General features: G+C 70.2%; 18 protein-coding genes. 12 read left to right on the top strand and 6 right to left on the bottom strand.

All coding sequences use genetic code 11. From position 1 onward, the window contains the following. Positions 1-55: 55 nt before the first annotated feature. On the bottom strand, positions 56-1,285 hold the full coding sequence (locus tag IO24_RS0124820; protein WP_031139015.1) for a DUF349 domain-containing protein: 1,230 nt from the start codon (positions 1,283-1,285) through the stop codon (positions 56-58). Positions 1,286-1,422: 137 nt separating this feature from the next. Further along, positions 1,423-2,268: a peptidylprolyl isomerase gene (locus IO24_RS0124815; RefSeq protein ID WP_031139013.1), complete on the bottom strand. Its 846-nt coding sequence runs from the start codon at positions 2,266-2,268 to the stop codon at positions 1,423-1,425. A 167-nt stretch (positions 2,269-2,435) separates the two neighbouring features. Here IO24_RS0124815 and IO24_RS0124810 point away from each other — a divergent pair, with 167 nt between their 5' ends. Further along, entirely contained in the window at positions 2,436-3,146 is a 711-nt protein-coding gene (locus IO24_RS0124810; RefSeq protein WP_031139011.1) for an MBL fold metallo-hydrolase, read from the top strand. A gap of 11 nt (positions 3,147-3,157) precedes the next feature. After that, positions 3,158-4,420, top strand: a complete 1,263-nt coding sequence (hisS, locus tag IO24_RS0124805; protein ID WP_031139009.1) for a histidine--tRNA ligase — start codon at positions 3,158-3,160, stop codon at positions 4,418-4,420. 110 nt (positions 4,421-4,530) lie between these two features. Here the strand turns inward: hisS and IO24_RS0124800 are convergent, their stop codons facing one another. The 4 genes from IO24_RS0124800 to IO24_RS0124785 are packed head-to-tail and all read right to left on the bottom strand — an operon-like array spanning position 4,531 to position 8,052. Further along, the gene (locus IO24_RS0124800; RefSeq protein ID WP_031139007.1) at positions 4,531-5,157 is read right to left on the bottom strand and encodes a response regulator; all 627 of its coding nucleotides are present in this window, start codon (positions 5,155-5,157) and stop codon (positions 4,531-4,533) included. Beyond that, entirely contained in the window at positions 5,154-6,341 is a 1,188-nt protein-coding gene (locus IO24_RS0124795) for a sensor histidine kinase (protein WP_037668369.1), read from the bottom strand. Before IO24_RS0124795 ends, IO24_RS0124800 begins: the two co-directional genes overlap by 4 nt. After that, the gene (locus tag IO24_RS0124790) at positions 6,338-7,183 is read right to left on the bottom strand and encodes an ABC transporter permease (RefSeq protein ID WP_031139003.1); all 846 of its coding nucleotides are present in this window, start codon (positions 7,181-7,183) and stop codon (positions 6,338-6,340) included. The genes IO24_RS0124795 and IO24_RS0124790 overlap by 4 nt, the downstream gene beginning before the upstream one ends. Next, complete coding sequence (locus tag IO24_RS0124785) at positions 7,180-8,052, bottom strand: ABC transporter ATP-binding protein (RefSeq protein ID WP_031139001.1); 873 nt, start codon at positions 8,050-8,052, stop codon at positions 7,180-7,182. Before IO24_RS0124785 ends, IO24_RS0124790 begins: the two co-directional genes overlap by 4 nt. 141 nt (positions 8,053-8,193) lie before the next feature. Between IO24_RS0124785 and IO24_RS0124780 the strand changes: the two genes are divergently transcribed. The 10 genes from IO24_RS0124780 to IO24_RS0124735 all read left to right on the top strand — a co-directional run bounded on the left by IO24_RS0124780 (position 8,194) and on the right by IO24_RS0124735 (position 18,459). Then, complete coding sequence (locus IO24_RS0124780) at positions 8,194-8,850, top strand: vitamin K epoxide reductase family protein (RefSeq protein WP_031138999.1); 657 nt, start codon at positions 8,194-8,196, stop codon at positions 8,848-8,850. 61 nt (positions 8,851-8,911) lie between these two features. Next, complete coding sequence (locus tag IO24_RS0124775; protein ID WP_031138997.1) at positions 8,912-10,267, top strand: replication-associated recombination protein A; 1,356 nt, start codon at positions 8,912-8,914, stop codon at positions 10,265-10,267. 302 nt (positions 10,268-10,569) lie between these two features. Next, the gene (rpsD, locus tag IO24_RS0124770) at positions 10,570-11,184 is read left to right on the top strand and encodes a 30S ribosomal protein S4 (RefSeq protein ID WP_031138994.1); all 615 of its coding nucleotides are present in this window, start codon (positions 10,570-10,572) and stop codon (positions 11,182-11,184) included. 176 nt (positions 11,185-11,360) lie between these two features. Further along, on the top strand, positions 11,361-11,801 hold the full coding sequence (locus IO24_RS0124765) for a DUF948 domain-containing protein (RefSeq protein WP_078899374.1): 441 nt from the start codon (positions 11,361-11,363) through the stop codon (positions 11,799-11,801). A 9-nt stretch (positions 11,802-11,810) separates the two neighbouring features. Beyond that, positions 11,811-12,164: a hypothetical protein gene (locus tag IO24_RS0124760; protein WP_030843112.1), complete on the top strand. Its 354-nt coding sequence runs from the start codon at positions 11,811-11,813 to the stop codon at positions 12,162-12,164. Continuing rightward, positions 12,164-14,836, top strand: a complete 2,673-nt coding sequence (gene alaS / locus IO24_RS0124755; RefSeq protein ID WP_031138990.1) for an alanine--tRNA ligase — start codon at positions 12,164-12,166, stop codon at positions 14,834-14,836. The genes IO24_RS0124760 and alaS overlap by 1 nt, the downstream gene beginning before the upstream one ends. Before the next feature lie 17 nt (positions 14,837-14,853). Beyond that, a complete protein-coding gene (gene ruvX / locus IO24_RS0124750) occupies positions 14,854-15,318 on the top strand; it encodes a Holliday junction resolvase RuvX (protein ID WP_031138988.1) in 465 nt (154 codons plus the stop codon). 121 nt (positions 15,319-15,439) lie between these two features. Next, positions 15,440-17,155 (top strand): endolytic transglycosylase MltG, encoded by a 1,716-nt coding sequence (mltG, locus tag IO24_RS0124745; protein WP_031138986.1) that lies wholly within the window; start codon positions 15,440-15,442, stop codon positions 17,153-17,155. 11 nt (positions 17,156-17,166) lie between these two features. Continuing rightward, positions 17,167-17,994, top strand: a complete 828-nt coding sequence (locus tag IO24_RS0124740; protein WP_031138983.1) for a shikimate dehydrogenase — start codon at positions 17,167-17,169, stop codon at positions 17,992-17,994. Between the two features lie 51 nt (positions 17,995-18,045). Then, positions 18,046-18,459: a hypothetical protein gene (locus IO24_RS0124735; protein ID WP_031138981.1), complete on the top strand. Its 414-nt coding sequence runs from the start codon at positions 18,046-18,048 to the stop codon at positions 18,457-18,459. The last annotated feature ends 139 nt before the right edge of the window (positions 18,460-18,598 follow it).

Raw genomic sequence — 18,598 nt, 5'->3', positions numbered from 1 at the left:
CCACACGAAAGGGGCTCCCGTACGGCGTGTACGGGAGCCCCTTTCGATCGGCTGCTCAGCCTCCGAACTCCTGCAGGCCCTTCAGCGCCTGGTCCAGCAGCGCCTGGCGGCCGTCGAGCTCACGCTGGAGCTTGTCGGCCCTGGCGTTGTTGCCCTGCGCACGCGCCTGCTCGATCTGGCCCCGCAGCTTGTCCACGGCGGCCTGGAGCTGGCCGGTCAGACCCTCGGCACGCGCGCGTGCCTCCGGGTTCGTCCGGCGCCACTCGGCCTCCTCGGCCTCCTGGATGGCCCGCTCGACCGCGTGCATCCGGCCCTCGACCTTGGGCCGGGCGTCGCGCGGCACGTGGCCGATGGCCTCCCAGCGCTCGTTCACGTTCCGGAACGCGGCGCGGGCCGCCTTCAGGTCCGAGATCGGCAGGAGCTTCTCGGCCTCCTCGGCCAGCTCCTCCTTGAGCTTGAGGTTCTCCGACTGCTCGGCGTCCCGCTCCGCGAAGACCGAGCTGCGGGCCGCGAAGAAGACGTCCTGGGCGCCGCGGAAGCGGTTCCACAGGTCGTCCTCGTGTTCGCGCTGGGCGCGGCCGGCGGCCTTCCATTCGGACATCAGCTCGCGGTAGCGCGCCGCCGTCACGCCCCAGTCCGTCGAGTTCGACAGCGCCTCGGCCTCGGAGACCAGCCGCTCCTTGGTCTTGCGGGCCTCCTCGCGCTGCGCGTCCAGCTGCGCGAAGTGCTGCTTGCGCCGCTTGGAGAACGCCGACCGCGCGTGCGAGAACCGGTGCCACAGCTCGTCGTCGGACTTGCGGTCCAGGCGCGGCAGGCCCTTCCAGGTGTCCACCAGGGCCCGCAGCCGCTCACCGGCGGCCCGCCACTGGTCGGACTGTGACAGCTCCTCCGCCTCGGCGACCAGCGCCTCCTTGGCGTGGCGTGCCTCGTCGGACTGCTTCGCGCGCTGCGCCTTGCGCTCCTCGCGGCGCGCCTCCACCAGCTCCACGAGCTTGTCCAGCCGGACCCGCAGGGCGTCCAGGTCGCCCACCACGTGATGCGCGTCGACCTGCTCCCGGATGTGGTCGATGGCAGCCTGGGCGTCCTTCGCCGACAGGTCGGTGGTCTTCACTCGCTTCTCGAGGAGGCCGATCTCGACAACCAGGCCCTCGTACTTGCGCTCGAAATAGGCCAGCGCCTCCTCGGGGGAGCCCGCCTGCCAGGAACCGACGACCTGCTCGCCGTCGGCCGTACGCACGTACACGGTCCCCGTCTCGTCGACGCGGCCCCACGGGTCGCTGCTCACAGCGCCTCCTCCACATGATGCCTGCGAGGGGCCTGAAGCTCCCCCGGGCATCGTCCACAGTTTCGTCACGGCCAACATAGGCGACCGGCGGGGGGCCTGTCCGCATCCCGCGCGACCGAAATTTCGCAGTTGAGGGGTCAGGATTTCGTGATCGTGGCCTTGTTGATCACGACCGTCGCGTTGGGTGCCGTGTTACCCGTCTGAGGGTCGGGGGCCTGCGCTCCGGCGTCGGCGATCTTCTTCAAAACCTTCATGCCCGCTTCGGACACCGTTCCGAACGGTGTGTAGTCGGCCGGCAGCTGACTGTCCTGGTAGACGAGGAAGAACTGGCTGCCGCCGCTGTTGCGGCCCTGCTTCGTCTGGGCGTTGTACTGGTTCGCCATCGCGACCGTGCCCGCCGGGTACGTCCCGCCCTTGAGGCTCTTGTCCTTGAGGTTCTCGTCCGGGATGGTGTAGCCCGGTCCCCCCATGCCGGTGCCCTTCGGGTCACCGCACTGCAGGACGTAGATGCCCTGATTCGTGAGCCGGTGGCACTTGCTGTGGTCCAAGTAGCCCTTGCCGAGCAGGAAGTTGAACGAGTTGACCGTGTGCGGCGCCGCCGACGCCTTCAGCGCGACGTCTATCCCGCCGCAGGTCGTGTCCAGCTTCATCGTGTACTTCGCCGACTCGTCGATGGTCATCGCCGGTTCCTTCTTCCAGGTCTCCGACTTGACCTTGCCCGGGGCCGGCTTCTCGCACGGATCCGGGGCCTTGCTGGGGGTGGCGCTCGGCGTGACGTCCGCGTTCGCGTTCTCCGTCTTGCCGTTGTCCTCGAACGGCTTGGTCAGGAAGACCGTCACCGAGAGCACCACGATCACGCCGAGAGCCGAAGCGATCACGGAGTTGCGGATACGGGCCTTGCGTCGCGCGTCCGTGCGTCGCTGCTGCTGCCGCAAGAACTTCTCCCGGGCGAGCTGACGCCGCCGCTGTTCCTGGCTGACCACCGGGTTCTCTCCTCATGGGTCTCGAACGTCGACCGGTACGCGTGCGTCCTGTGTGCCGACCGCCCGCGTGTGCCCCGTACCGTATATGGGTTCGCTGAGGAATCGGCAGCGCCGGTAGGCTCTGTGAGCAGCCGTAGCCGCCCGTATCGACACAACGAAGGACGATCGTGCTCATTGCCGGGTTCCCCGCCGGGGCCTGGGGGACGAACTGCTACCTCGTCGCCCCCGCCGCCGGTGAGGAGTGCGTGATCATCGACCCCGGCCATCAGGCCGCCGACGGCGTCGCGGAGGCCATCGCCAAGCATCGGCTCAAGCCCGTCGCCGTCGTCCTCACCCACGGCCACATCGACCACGTCGCCTCGGTCGTCCCGGTGTGCGGCGCGCACGACGTGCCGGCCTGGATCCACCCGGACGACCGGTACATGATGAGCGACCCCGAGAAGGCGCTCGGCCGGTCCATCGGGATGCCGCTGATGGGCGAGCTGACCGTGGGGGAGCCCGACGACGTCAAGGAGCTGGCCGACGGGGCGAGGCTGGAGCTGGCGGGCCTGGAGCTGTCCGTCGCGCACGCGCCCGGCCATACCAAGGGGTCGGTGACCTTCGGCATGCCCGAGGCGGCGGACATTCCGCCGCTCCTCTTCTCGGGCGACCTGCTGTTCGCCGGCTCCATCGGACGCACCGACCTGCCCGGCGGTGACATGGCCGAGATGCTCGACTCGCTGGCCCGCGTGTGCCTGCCGCTCGACGACTCGACCGTGGTGCTGTCCGGCCACGGCCCCCAGACGACCATCGGCCAGGAGCGCGCCACCAACCCGTATCTGCGGCAGGTGGCGGCCGGCCAGGGAGCATCATCCCCGGCTCCCCGACGAGGAATGTGACGAGACCTTCCGTGAGCACCTTCAAGGCCCCCAAGGGCACGTACGACCTGATCCCGCCGGACAGCGCCAAGTACCTCGCCGTCCGTGAGGCGATCGCCGCTCCGCTGCGCAACTCCGGCTACGGCTACATCGAGACGCCGGGCTTCGAGAACGTCGAGCTCTTCGCGCGCGGGGTCGGCGAGTCCACCGACATCGTCACCAAGGAGATGTACGCCTTCGAGACCAAGGGCGGCGACAAGCTCGCCCTGCGTCCCGAGGGCACGGCCTCCGTCCTGCGCGCCGCGCTGGAGGCCAACCTGCACAAGGCCGGCAACCTCCCGGTCAAGCTCTGGTACTCCGGCTCGTACTACCGCTACGAGCGCCCCCAGAAGGGCCGCTACCGCCACTTCTCCCAGGTCGGCGCCGAGGCGATCGGCGCGGAGGACCCGGCGCTCGACGCCGAGCTGCTCATCCTGGCCGACCAGGCGTACCGCTCGCTGGGCCTGAGCAACTTCCGGATCCTGCTCAACAGCCTGGGCGACCAGGAGTGCCGCCCGGTGTACCGGTCGGCGCTGCAGGAGTTCCTGCGCGGCCTCGACCTGGACGAGGACACCCTGCGCCGCGCCGAGATCAACCCGCTGCGCGTCCTGGACGACAAGCGCGAGTCGGTGCAGAAGCAGCTGGGGGACGCGCCGCTGCTGCGCGACTACCTGTGCGACGCGTGCAAGGCGTACCACGAGGAGGTCCGCGAGCTGATCACGGCGGCGGGCGTCTCCTTCGAGGACGACCCGAAGCTGGTCCGCGGCCTGGACTACTACACCCGCACCACCTTCGAGTTCGTCCACGACGGCCTCGGCTCGCAGTCCGCGGTGGGCGGCGGCGGCCGCTACGACGGCCTGTCCGAGATGATCGGCGGCCCCGCGCTGCCGTCCGTCGGCTGGGCCCTCGGCGTCGACCGCACGGTCCTCGCCCTGGAGGCGGAGGGCGTCGAGCTCGAACTGCCCGCCACCACCAGCGTGTTCGCCGTCCCGCTCGGCGAGGAGGCCCGCCGGGTCCTGTTCGCCAAGGTCACGGAGCTGCGCAAGAACGGCATCGCGGCCGACTTCTCCTACGGCGCCAAGGGGCTCAAGGGCGCCATGAAGAACGCCAACCGCAGCGGCGCCCGCTACACGGTCGTCGCCGGCGAACGCGACCTCGCCGAAGGCGTCGTCCAGCTCAAGGACATGGAGTCGGGCGAGCAGACGGCGGTGGGCGTGAACGAGATCGTGGCCGAGCTGGAAGCCCGGCTCGGCTGAGCAGCCCGCACCGGGGAAGGCGCCGGCCGCCCGGCGCCTTCCTCACTGCCTCAGCAGCCCGTACCGCATCACGCCGGTGACGGCGGCCGTCCGGGTCGTCGAGGCGTGGATCATTGCTCCAGCAGTCCCAGGCGTAGGGCGCTGGTGACGGCGGCTGTCCGGTCGTCGACGCCGAGCTTGCCGAAGACCCGTAGCAGATATGTCTTCACCGTCGACTCGCCTATGAACAGCCGGCGTCCGATCTCCGCGTTCGTGCAGCCCTCGGCGACCAGGCGCAGCACGGCCGTCTCGCGTTCCGAGAGACGTGGCCGGTCCGGCTTGGTCCTCAGCTGGTCGACGAGCCGGGCGGCCACCGACGGGGCCAGGACCGTCTCGCCGCGGGCAGCGGCCCGCACGGCCTCCGCCAGCTCCGCCCGCGGCAGGTCCTTCAGCAGGTAGCCCGCGGCCCCGGCCTCCACCGCTCGCAGGATGTCCCGGTCCGTCTCGTACGTCGTCAGGACCACCACACGGCAGGGGAGCCCCGCCCCGGCCATCCGCACGATGGAGTCCACGCCTGAGCCACCCGGCATCCGCAGGTCCATCAGCACGATGTCCGGCCGCAGCTCCGCCGCCAGCGCCTCTGCCTGCGGCCCGCTGGACGCGTCGGCGACGACCTCCAGGTCGGACTCCGCACTGAGCATCGCCCGCAGCCCCTCCCGCACGACGGGATGGTCGTCGGCCAGGATGATCCGGATCACGGTGTCCGCCTCCTCACGACCGGCAGCCGGACGGTCACGTCCGTGCCGCCCCCCGGGGCGCTGCGCACCTCGGCGGTGCCGCCCACCTCGGCGGCCCGGGCCCGCAGCCCCGCGAGTCCGTACCCGCCGCTGACGGCAGCGGGATCGAACCCGCGGCCGTCGTCCCGTACCGACACCGTCAGCGAGTCGTCGGCGTACGCCAGTGACACGCCGACCGCCACCGAAACCCCCGCGTGCTTACGGGCGTTCGCCAACGCCTCCTGGCAGGCACGCAGCGCGACCACCTCCGGGCCCGCGGGCAGCGTGCGCACCGGGCCGGTCACCTCCAGCGCCGCCTCATGGCGCGCGGCGAGCCGCCGCAGCGCGTCCGGCAGGGACGCGCCGTCCAGGTCGGCCGGCGCGCCCCCGGCGACCAGGGCACGGGCCTCGGCGAGGTTCTGCCGGGCCGTCTCGTCCATCAGCCGCAGATGACGCCGTGCCGCGGGCACGTCGTGCTCCAGCTCCGCCTCGACCGCCTGGATCAGCATCACCACACTGGTGAACCCCTGCGCCAGCGTGTCGTGGATCTCCCGGGCCAGCCGCTCCCGCTCGGCCAGCGCCCCATGGGCCTCCGACAACCTGCCGACCTCATGACGGCTCGCGTCCAGCTCAGCGATCAACTCCGCCCGCTCCTGGCTCTGCTCGATGATCCGGATGATCCAGCTGCCGACGGCCACCGAGAACACCAGGGTGACCACCGAGAACAGCACGTCGAAGGCCACCTCCCGCACCCCGGGCCACCACAGCAGCGCCCAGCCCGCCACGGGCACGAGGTTCATCACGGCCACCGCCACCAGCGCCGACCGCATCCGCAGCGTCATGAAGCACTGCGGGATCAGAGCGAAGGTCAGCACCCGGGTCTCACCGGCGAGCACCGCCGACGGCAGGAACAGCGCCAGCGCCGCCGCCAGATAGCCGATCGCCTGCCGCTGGTCGGGCGGATCGCCCCGGATCAGACGCCGCCCGGCCACCACGTACAGCGGGACGAGCGGCACGAGCAGTGCCGCCGCGACCGCGCGCAGCGGCCAGCCGGGCTGCTCCGTGGCCAGCACGCAGGCCACCGTGGCCACCCAGATCAGCGCGAAGTACGTGTCCCAGAGCCGGAACGAGCGCTCCCAGTGGTAGGCGCTCGCGGCATCGCTCATCCGGCGCGCCGGTCCTTCCAGCGGAACGTCAGCAGACACAGGGCCAATCCTCCGACGCACCACGCGGCCAGCACCAGAGCCACGCGCCCCGGCTCCCAGCTCCCCGCCTGCTCCAGCACCTGCGCGGACTCCGGCAGGAACACCCCGCGCAGCCCCTGGCACATCCACTTCAGCGGGAACAGCGCGCCGATGGTCAGCATCCAGTCCGGGATGGTGCCGATCGCGATGTACACCCCGGAGATGAACTGCAGCACCAGGAAGGGCAGGACGACCACCGAACTCGCGCTGTTCGCAGAGTTCGGGACCGAGCTGATCGCGATGCCGAGCAGGGCGCAGGCCGTGATGCCCAGCACGAAGATCCACGCCAGGTCGAACCAGCGGCCCGCGTCCGCGGGCAGGTCCACGCCGTAGCAGGTCGTGCCCACGAGGAGGAGGATCGCCGTCTCCAGCGCACCGGTGAAGAGAACCAGCCAGATCTTGCCGAGGAAGTAGGCCGCCGGCGGCATCGGTGTGCCCCGCAGCCGGCGCAGCACCTTGTCCTCCCGCTCGATCGCGATCGAGATGCCGAGCGCCTGGAAACTCGTCGACATGATGCCGGCGGCCATCATCGCCGGGACGTACAACTGCGAGGCGGTGATGCCCGCGCCCTCCACGTCGTCCCGGAAGATCGACGCGAACAGGAACAGGAGGACGACCGGGAAGGCGAACGTGAACACCACCTGGTCGCGCTGCCGGAAGAACTGCCTGATCTCCAGGGCGCCGCGCCGCAGCCCGAGCCCCCACGCCCCGGGCAGCCGTCCGACGCCGACCCCACCGCGCTCCCGTACGACGGTCGGGCTCACCGTGTCTCCTCCTGGGACTGTCCGGTCAGCCGGAGGTAGACGTCCTCCAGCGTGGGGCGGCTCACGGTCAGCCCCGGGATCTCGCCGCCGAAGCGATGGGTGAGCCCGGTGACGGTCCGGGCCGGCGTCCCGGTGCGCTCCGCGCGCGGGGTGCCGTCCGGCTCGGTCCACGCGACGGTGGCCTCGGTGCCGAACCGTTCCCTCAGGACTCCGGGTTCGCCCTCGGCGACGATCCGGCCCTTGGCGACGATGGCCAGCCGGTGCACGAGGGCCTCCGCCTCCTCCAGGTAGTGCGTGGTCAGCAGGATGGTGGTGCCGTCGTCGGCCAGGGCGCGGATCAGCGACCAGAACTGGCGCCGGGCCGCCGGATCGAACCCGGTCGTCGGCTCGTCCAGAAGCAGCAGGTCGGGACCTCCGATGACGCCGAGCGCCACGTCCAGACGCCGGCGCTGGCCGCCCGACAGCGCCTTGATCCGGCTGTCCGCCTTCGCCTCGAGACCGACCAGGGCGATGACCTCCTCCGGGTCCCGCGGCCGGGGGTAGTAGCCGGCGAAGTGCCGCACGGTCTCCCGGACCGTCAACTCGGCGGGCGCCGATTCGTCCTGCCAGACGATCCCGACACGGGAACGCCACGCGCGCGTGCCGGTCGCCGGGTCCGACCCGAGCACGGACACCTCGCCCGCGTCCCGGTCCCGGTTGCCCTGGAGGATCTCCACCGTGGTGCTCTTGCCCGCACCGTTGGGCCCGAGCAGGCCGAACACCTCCCCCCGCCGGATGCCGAGATCGATTCCGTCGACGGCGGTCACGCCTCCGTAGCGCTTGCGCAGGCCCCGCACGTCCACGGCGAGTTCGTACCCTTGTGCTGTCATGCGACGAGCGTCGGCCGGAACGCACCCCTCAGGGACGACCGGGCGGACATCCTTATGTCCACTGAACGGTGGACGCGGGCACCGGTGCGGCACAATGGCCCTGCCCGAAGATGTTCCCTCTCAAGTGACGGAATCGGCGTGATGAGCAAGACGACAGTCAAGGACGTCTCCACGGAGCCCGGGCCGGAGCGTGCCGAGATCGCGCCCCGCGCGCAGGGCGGCAGCCGGGCCCTCGCCCTGCTGCTGGTGATCACCGGCGCGGCCGGACTGCTCGCCGCGTGGGTCATCACGATCGACAAGTTCAAGATCCTCGAGGCCAAGGTCGAGGGCAAGACGTTCACGCCCGGGTGCAGCTTCAATCCCGTCGTCTCCTGCGGCAGCGTCATGGAGAGCAAGCAGGCCGCGGTCTTCGGTTTCCCGAACCCGATGCTCGGCCTCGTCGCCTACGGCATCGTCATCGGTGTCGGCATGAGCCTGCTCGCCGGCGCCCGCTTCCCGCGCTGGTACTGGCTCACCTTCAACGCCGGCTGCCTCTTCGGCGTGGGCTTCTGCGCCTGGCTGATGTTCCAGTCCCTGTACCGGATCAACGCGCTGTGCCTGTGGTGCAGCCTCGCCTGGGTCGCCACGATCCTGATGTTCTGGTACGTGACGTCGTTCAACATCCGCAAGGGCTTCCTGCCCGCCCCGAGCCGGCTCAAGAGCTTCTTCGACGAGTTCACGTGGGTCATGCCCGTGCTGCACATCGGGATCATCGGCATGCTGATCCTGACCCGCTGGTGGGACTTCTGGCTCAGCTGACCCGGGCCGCCGCAGTCCCTGGGCGATCGGACTGTCAGTGCCGTGATTTAGGGTTTCTGACGTGGAGCCCGACCTGTTCACCGCCGCAGCCGAAGAACGCCAGGAGAAGGAGCCGTCCAGCAGCCCCCTGGCGGTGCGGATGCGCCCCCGCACCCTCGACGAGGTCGTGGGCCAGCGGCACCTGCTGAAGCCGGGCTCACCCCTGCGCAGACTGGTCGGCGAGGGCGCCTCCGGCCCGGCCGGCGTCTCCTCCGTGCTCCTCTGGGGCCCGCCCGGCACCGGCAAGACCACCCTCGCGTACGTCGTCTCCAAGGCCACCGACGCCCGCTTCGTGGAACTGTCGGCGATCACCGCCGGCGTCAAGGAGGTCCGCGCGGTCATCGACGGCGCCCGCCGCGCCTCCGGCGGATACGGCAAGGAGACCGTCCTCTTCCTCGACGAGATCCACCGCTTCAGCAAGGCCCAGCAGGACTCCCTGCTCCCGGCCGTCGAGAACCGCTGGGTGACGCTCATCGCGGCGACGACGGAGAACCCGTACTTCTCGGTGATCTCGCCCCTGCTGTCCCGCTCCCTGCTGCTCACCCTCGAACCGCTCACGGACGACGACGTCAGGGGTCTCATCCGGCGCGCCCTCACCGACGAGCGCGGCCTCAAGGGCGCCGTCACCCTCCCCGAGGAGACCGAGAGCCACCTCCTGCGCATCGCCGGCGGGGACGCCCGGCGCGCCCTGACCGCCCTGGAGGCGGCCGCCGGGGCCGCCCTCGACAAGGGCGAGGCGGAGATCGGCCTGACCACCCTGGAGGAGACGGTCGACCGGGCCGCCGTGACGTACGACCGTGACGGCGACCAGCACTACGACGTGGCCAGTGCCCTGATCAAGTCCATCCGCGGCTCCGACGTCGACGCCGCCCTGCACTACCTGGCCCGGATGATCGAGGCCGGCGAGGACCCCCGCTTCATCGCGCGGCGCCTGATGATCTCCGCCAGCGAGGACATCGGCCTGGCCGACCCGACCGCTCTGCAGACGGCGGTCGCCGCCGCCCAGGCCGTCGCCATGATCGGCTTCCCCGAGGCCGCCCTCACCCTCAGCCACGCCACCATCGCCCTCGCCCTGGCCCCCAAGTCCAACGCCGCGACCACCGCGATCGGCGCCGCCCTGGAGGACGTCCGCAAGGGCCACGCCGGACCCGTGCCCGCCCACCTGCGCGACAGCCACTACAAGGGCGCGACCAAGCTCGGCCACGGCCAGGGCTACGTCTACCCGCACGATCTGCCCGAGGGCATCGCGGCCCAGCAGTACGCCCCGGACGAGCTGAAGGACCGCGAGTACTACGAGCCGACCCGGCACGGCGCGGAGGCCCGCTACGCCGACGCGGTGGAGTGGACCCGGAAGAACCTCGGTCGAAAGCGGTCCTGAGCACCCTGTAAACTCGTCCGGAGTGCCGCGTCCCGTGCAGTCAGAACGGGACAGTCGGCCGGAGTCCCGATCCTCCGGGATCGGCTCCAGGAGCGTCGCGCACCGTCGAACGGTGTCGCGGGCAGCCCACCACCACGCGTCGCACGACGGCCGGTCGGTGGGCCACTCGCGTGCTGCACGTATGTGCCCAGACCAGGGGAGCGGCTGCCCACCGGGGTCCACCAGGACCGAGGCGGGTTTCCCCGGCTGCGGATGCGACCTCCCTCAACCCTGACAAGCCGATACAAGGAAAGCGAAAAACTGTGGCGAACCAGTCCCGCCCCAAGGTCAAGAAGTCGCGTGCCCTCGGCATCGCGCTGACCCCGAAGGCCGTCAAGTACTTCGAGGCCCGCCCCTACCCGCCCGGCGAGCACGGCCGCGGCCGCAAGCAGAACTCGGACTACAAGGTCCGTCTGCTCGAGAAGCAGCGTCTGCGCGCGCAGTACGACGTGTCCGAGCGCCAGCTCGTCCGCGCCTACGAGCGTGCCTCCAAGGTCCAGGGCAAGACCGGTGAGGCCCTGATCATCGAGCTGGAGCGCCGTCTCGACGCCCTGGTCCTGCGTTCGGGCATCGCCCGCACGATCTACCAGGCCCGCCAGATGGTCGTCCACGGCCACATCGCGGTCAACGGCAAGAAGGTCGACAAGCCCTCCTTCCGTGTCCGTCCGGACGACGTGGTGCAGGTCCGCGAGCGCTCCAAGGAGAAGACCCTCTTCACGATCGCTCGTGAGGGTGGCTTCGCCCCCGACGGTGAGACCCCGCGCTACCTCCAGGTGAACCTCAAGTCCCTGGCGTTCCGCCTGGACCGCGAGCCGAACCGCAAGGAGATCCCGGTGATCTGCGACGAGCAGCTCGTCGTCGAGTACTACGCCCGCTGATCCCCGGCAGGCACGCGGTACTTCAGCCCGCCGTCTCCCCGCCCTTCCCGGCGGGCGAGGCGGCGGGCTTTCGCGATCGGCCCACGCCCGGGCGGTAATCCGGTACGGAGCGCCACCCCCGGCGCGATAGGCTCGTCGCACGACTTTTTGATGTTCAGGCACGTTTCAGGGAGCGGGTGCACACAGTGTCCGGTGGAGAGGTTGCCGGGATCCTGGTGGCCGTCTTCTGGGCGATCCTGGTCTCCTTCCTCGCCGTCGCGCTGGCGAGGGTGGCCCAGACGCTCAAGGCGACCACCAAGCTCGTGGCGGACGTGACCGACCAGGCCGTCCCGCTGCTGGCCGACGCCTCCGCGGCGGTGCGCTCCGCGCAGACCCAGATCGACCGGGTCGACTCGATCGCCTCCGACGTCCAGGAGGTCACGTCGAACGCCTCGGCGCTGTCGACCACCGTCGCCTCCACCTTCGGCGGCCCCCTGGTCAAGGTCGCGGCCTTCGGCTACGGCGTGCGCCGGGCCCTCGGCGGCCGCAAGGAGGACGTGCCCGCCAAGGCGCCCAGGCGTACCGTGATCGTGGGCCGTACGATCACCCGGCGCAGCGCCCGAGGGAAGAGGGACTGAGAGCCAGCGATGTTCCGCCGTACCTTCTGGTTCACCACGGGCGTCGCCGCCGGTGTGTGGGCCACCACCAAGGTCAATCGCAAGCTGAAGCAGCTGACCCCCGAGAGCCTCGCCAGAACCGCAGGCAACAAGGCGATCGAGGCCGGCCACCGCATCAAGGACCGTGCTGTGGGCTTCGCGCTCGACGTCCGGGACAACATGGCCGTGCGGGAGGCCGAGCTGGGCGACGCCCTCGGGATCAACGAGAATCCCGAACTTCCGGCGCCCCGGCGGTTCGCCGCCATCGAGAACCGCAACAACCCGAAGTACGTCGAGGGTTCGGCGTACCAGACGTACCCGTACAACCGGAATGAGGACCACTGATGGAGTCGGCTGAGATTCGCCGCCGCTGGTTGAGCTTCTTCGAGGAGCGCGGTCACACCGTCGTCCCTTCGGCGTCGCTCATCGCGGACGACCCGACTCTGCTCCTCGTCCCGGCCGGCATGGTGCCCTTCAAGCCCTACTTCCTGGGCGAGGTCAAGCCGCCCTTCGACCGCGCCACCAGCGTGCAGAAGTGCGTGCGCACGCCGGACATCGAAGAGGTCGGCAAGACCACCCGGCACGGCACGTTCTTCCAGATGTGCGGCAACTTCTCCTTCGGTGGCTATTTCAAGGAAGGCGCCATCAAGCTCGCCTGGGAGCTGCTCACCGGCGCCCAGGACAAGGGCGGCTACGGCCTCGACCCCGAGCGCCTGTGGATCACGGTCTACAAGGACGACGACGAGGCCGAGCGCATCTGGCACGAGGTCGTCGGCGTGCCGAAGGAGCGCATCCAGCGCCTCGGCATGAAGGACAACTACTGGTCCATGGGCGTTCCCGGCCCGTGCGGCCCCTGCTCCGAGATCAACTACGACCGCGGCCCCGAGTTCGGCGCCGAGGGCGGCCCCGCCGTCAACGACGAGCGGTACGTGGAGATCTGGAACCTCGTCTTCATGCAGTACGAGCGGGGCGAGGGCATCGGCAAGGACAACTTCGAGATCCTCGGCGACCTGCCCAGCAAGAACATCGACACCGGCCTCGGCCTCGAGCGCCTCGCCATGATTCTGCAGGGCGTGCAGAACATGTACGAGATCGACACCTCGATGGCCGTCATCAACAAGGCCACCGAGCTGACCGGCGTCCGCTACGGCGACGCCCACGGCTCGGACGTCTCCTTGCGCGTGGTCACCGACCACATGCGCACCTCCGTGATGCTCATCGGCGACGGCGTCACCCCCGGCAACGAGGGCCGCGGCTATGTGCTGCGCCGCATCATGCGCCGCGCCATCCGCAACATGCGCCTGCTCGGCGCCACCGGTCCGGTCGTGAAGGACCTGATCGACACCGTGATCGAGATGATGGGCCGGCAGTACCCCGAGCTCGTCACCGACCGCGAGCGCATCGAGAAGGTCGCTGTCGCCGAGGAGAACGCCTTCCTCAAGACGCTGAAGGCCGGCACCAACATCCTCGACACGGCCGTCACCGACACCAAGGCCTCCGGCGGCACCGTCCTGCCCGGCGACAAGGCCTTCCTGCTCCACGATACCTGGGGCTTCCCGATCGACCTCACCCTGGAGATGGCCGCCGAGCAGGGCCTCTCCGTGGACGAGGACGGCTTCCGGCGCCTGATGAAGGAGCAGCGGGAGCGCGCCAAGGCCGACGCCCAGGCCAAGAAGACCGGCCACGCCGGCACCGGCGCCTACCGTGAGATCGCCGACCAGGCCGGTGCCACGGACTTCATCGGCTACACCGACACCGAGAGCGAGTCCACGATCGTCGGCATCCTCGTCGACGGCGCCTCCTCCCCGGCCGCCACCGAGGGCGACGAGGTCGAGATCGTCCTCGACCGCACCCCGTTCTACGCCGAGGGCGGCGGCCAGATCGGTGACACCGGCCGCATCAAGGTGGACACCGGTGCCGTCATCGAGATCCGCGACTGCCAGAAGCCGGTCCCGGGCGTCTACGTGCACAAGGGCGTCGTCCAGGTCGGAGAGGTCACCGTCGGTGCCAAGGCCCACGCCTCGATCGACCACCGCCGCCGCACGGCCATCGCCCGTGCCCACTCGGCCACGCACCTGACCCACCAGGCCCTGCGCGACGCCCTCGGCCCGACGGCCGCCCAGGCCGGTTCCGAGAACCAGCCCGGCCGTTTCCGCTTCGACTTCGGCTCTCCGTCCGCCGTCCCGACGGCCGTGATGACCGACGTCGAGCAGAAGATCAACGAGGTGCTCGCCCGCGACCTCGACGTCCGCGCCGACGTCATGGGCATCGACGAGGCCAAGAAACAGGGCGCCATCGCCGAGTTCGGCGAGAAGTACGGCGACCGCGTCCGCGTGGTCACCATCGGCGACTTCTCCAAGGAACTGTGCGGCGGCACCCACGTGCACAACACCGCCCAGCTCGGCCTGGTCAAGCTGCTCGGCGAATCGTCCATCGGCTCGGGTGTCCGCCGGATCGAGGCCCTGGTCGGTGTGGACGCCTACAACTTCCTCGCCCGGGAGCACACGGTCGTCGCCCAGCTCCAGGAGCTGATCAAGGGCCGCCCGGAGGAGCTCCCGGAGAAGGTCTCCGCCATGCTCGGCAAGCTGAAGGACGCCGAGAAGGAGATCGAGAAGTTCCGCGCCGAGAAGGTCCTCCAGGCCGCCGCCGGTCTCGCCGAGTCCGCCAAGGACGTCCGTGGCATTGCTGTCGTGACCGGTCAGGTCCCGGACGGCACGACCGCCGACGACCTGCGCAAGCTGGTCCTTGACGTGCGCGGACGCATCCAGGGCGGACGAGCCGCCGTCGTCGCCCTCTTCACGGTGGCGAACGGCAAGCCGCTCACGGTCATCGCCACCAACGAGGCCGCCCGCGAGCGCGGCCTGAAGGCCGGCGACCTGGTCCGTACGGCTGCCAAGACCCTCGGCGGCGGCGGTGGCGGCAAGCCGGACGTCGCCCAGGGCGGCGGCCAGAACCCGGCCGCCGTCGGTGACGCCGTGGACGCCGTCGAGCGCCTGGTCACCGAGACGGCCAAGTAAGAGACGGGTCGAACAGCATGCGCAGAGGACGTCGACTCGCGATCGACGTCGGGGACGCCCGCATCGGGGTCGCCTCGTGCGACCCCGACGGGATCCTCGCCACCCCGGTGGAGACGGTCCCGGGGCGTGACATCCCCGCAGCCCAGCGGCGGTTGAAGCAACTCGTCGAGGAGTACGAGCCCATCGAGGTGGTGGCCGGTCTCCCGCGCTCCCTCAAGGGCGGCGAGGGCCCGGCAGCGCTGAAGGTCCGGGGCTTCGTCCAGGAACTGGCCCGCATGATCTCCCCGGTTCCGGTGAGACTCATCGACGAGCGGATGACGACCGTGACGGCCAGTCAGGGACTGCGCGCTTCCGGCGTGAAGTCCAAGAAGGGACGGTCCGTCATCGACCAGGCAGCGGCCGTGGTCATCCTGCAACAGGCCCTCGAATCCGAACGGGCGTCAGGTAAAGCACCCGGCGAAGGCGTCGAAGTGGTCATCTGATCGCGATACGGTAACGTTCCGCGCGATGCGACGGCATTCGAACAGCCGCCGCACAGCAAGAGGCGGGACGGGAGCCGGGCCGGAAGCCGCGCGACCGCCGCCTCGCGGCTCTAGGGGATCGATGACTGAGTATGGCCGGGGCCAAGGCTCCGAACCGTGGCATCCGGAGGACCCGTTGTACGGGGACGGCGGATGGGGCGGACAGCAGGCCCATCAGGGTCAGCAGTCCCCCTACGACGGCCAGCCGCAGCACTATCCAGAGCAGCCGCAGCAGCCGCAGTACGGCGACTGGGGCACCGGTGACCAGGCCGGATACGGTCAGGCGCAGCAGCAGTACCCGTACGACCAGCAGTACGCGGCGCAGGCGCAAGGGCACCAGCAGTACCCCGGTCAGCAGGACCCCGGGCACCAGCAGGCCCAGGGCTACCACCAGCAGCAGTACGACACCGGCGGCTGGACGAACGACCCGCATCAGCAGGTCTCGTACCCCGGTGACCCCCAGGATCCGTACGGACAGCAGGCCGGTGCGTACGGCGGGGGCCAGCAGGACTACTACGGCATGCCTGACGCGTATCCGCCTCCCGAGCCGCCCGGCCGGCGAGGGGCCGAGCCCGCGCAGGAACCGCAGACGGACTGGGACCCCGGCCCCGACCAGGGCGAACACGCCTTCTTCGCGGGCGACGACGATGACGACGGCGACGAGCCGAGGGAGCGCCGCGGGCGCGAGGACAAGCGGGGGCGGGGCGGCGGCAAACCGAAGAAACGCCGCAACGGCATGGCCTGCCTGCTGGTCGTCGTGATCCTCGGCGGCGGCCTGGCAGGTGTCAGCTATTTCGGCTACCAGTTCTACCAGGATCGTTTCGGCGATGCCCCGGACTTCGCGGGCGACGGCAGCGGCCAGGAAGTGTCCGTCGAGATCCCCGCGGGCGCGGACGGCTACGCGATCGGGCGGGCGCTGAAGTCCGCCGGTGTCGTCAAGAGCGTCGACGCCTTCGTATCGGCCCAAGCCGGCAACCCCGACGGCCGGGGCATCCAGGCCGGCGTGTACACGCTGCAGAAGCAAATGTCGGCCGAGAGCGCGGTCGAACTGATGCTCAGCCCGGACAGCCGTGACAACCTGATCATCGCCGAGGGCAAGCGCAACGCCGACATCTACCGGCTCATCGACAAGCGCCTCAAGGTCAAGGACGGCACCACCGCCGCGGTCGCCAAGAAGGACTACAAGAAGCTTGGCCTCCCCGCGTGGGCGCAGAACCACGCCGACGTCAAGGACCCGCTGGAGGGCTTCCTCTACCCTTCCAGCTACGGCGTGAGCGAGGGGCAGAAGCCCGAGGCCGTCCTGAAGCAGATGGTCCAGCGGGCCACCGCGACGTACGAGAAGTTCGGCGTCGAGAAGAAGGCCGAGAGCCTCGGACTCGAGGATCCGTGGCAGTTGGTCACCGTTGCCAGCCTGGTCCAGGCGGAGGGCACGAGCCACAGCGACTTCCGCAAGATGGCCGAGGTCATCTACAACCGGATGAAGCCCGGGAACCCCCAAACCAACGGCATGCTGGAGTTCGACTCCACCTACAACTACATCAAGAACCAGAGCAAGATCGACCTGAGCCTGAGCGAACTGCGGAACTACGACAACCCGTACAACACGTACTTCTACAAGGGTCTGCCGCCCGGCCCGATCGACAACCCGGGCGAAGACGCGATCAAGGGCGCCCTCAACCCGACGGACGACGGCTGGTACTACTTCATTTCGCTCGACGGCAAGACCAGCAAGTTCACGAAGACGAACGCCGAACACCAGAAGCTGGTCGACCAGTTCAACGCCTCGCGGAACAACTGAGGAACCCCCCGATGGCCACACCGCGCCGAGCCGCCGTACTAGGCTCCCCGATCACCCACTCGCTCTCCCCGGTCCTGCACCGTGCCGCCTACCAGGAGTTGGGCCTGGCCGGCTGGACGTACGACCGGTTCGAGGTCGACGAGGCCGGGCTGCCCGCGTTCTTCGAGACGCTCGGCGCCGAGTGGGCCGGGCTGTCGCTGACCATGCCGCTGAAGCGGGCCGTCATCCCTCTGCTGGACGAGGTCGGCGAGACCGCCGCCTCGGTGGAGGCGGTCAACACCGTCGTGTTCACCGAGGACGGGCGACGCGTCGGCGACAACACCGACATCCCCGGCATCGTCGCCGCCCTGCGCGAACACGGCATCGGGCAGGTCGACTCCGCCGCGATCCTCGGCGCCGGCGCCACCGCCTCGTCCGCGCTGGCCGCGCTGTCCCGGATCTGCCCGGGTGAGATCGCCGTGTACGTGCGCAGCGAGGCCCGGGCCGCCGAGATGCGCCAGTGGGCCGAGCGGCTGGAGGTCGCCGTGCGCATCGCCGACTGGGCGGACGCCGAGCAGGCCCTGCGCGCCCCTCTGGTGATCAGCACCACTCCGGCCGGTGTCACCGACGCCCTCGCCCGGTCCGTGCCGGAGCGGCCGGCGGCCCTCTTCGACGTCCTGTACGACCCCTGGCCGACCGACCTCGCCGCCCGCTGGTCGGCGTACGGCGGTGCCGTCGTCAGCGGCCTCGACCTGCTGGTGCACCAGGCCGTGCTCCAGGTCGAGCAGATGACAGGGCTGGCCCCGGCGCCCCTGGACGCCATGAGAAAAGCGGGCGAGCGGGCTCTCGCGGCCCGATAAGATCCGCTCTCGGTTCCGCAGGGGGCGGAACAGGGGAAGGGAAAGTCCGTCGTGTCCGCAGGTTTGTCTCAGGCGTCCGTCAAGTCCCAGATATTCGAGTCCCTGCTGGGATTCCTCCCCGACTGGGTGCAGATCACGGTGCTCGCCCTGATCGTGCTCGCCGTCGTGGCGTCATGGGTCGTCAAGATCAAGCGCAAGATCGCCCACCGGCGTGCCGTCCGCAACGGACGGCCGGTCCACGCGGCGGCCCAGTACGGGCAGGGCCGCGGTGCCGACTACCTGGGGCAGTACGCGCCGCAGCAGACGCCGCCGGCACCGCAGCAGGGCAGCGGGGCCGACCACCTGGGGGTGTACGCCCCGCAGCAGGCCCAGAGCGCGCCGCAGCCGAGCGGTGCCGACTTCCTCGGGTCGTACGCGCCCCAGCAGCGTCAGGTCGACGGCCCGTCCGCGAACGCGTCCGCTTGATGGACCGGCCGCCGGGCGGACGGCCCCGGCGTGGGAGGATCGGGGATGGTGGACCGGGCCGCGCACCCGGTCACGCCGTCGCCGTACGCGACGAGGCGCGTACGCAGGGCAGTACCGGGGCGCGAGCATTGAGGAGCAC

The organism is Streptomyces flavovariabilis, assembly GCF_000725785.1.
In the GTDB taxonomy this organism is placed as follows: domain Bacteria; phylum Actinomycetota; class Actinomycetes; order Streptomycetales; family Streptomycetaceae; genus Streptomyces; species Streptomyces hawaiiensis.
Note: the sequence above shows the minus strand (reverse complement) of the source record. Positions and strands in the feature narration are given on the sequence as shown.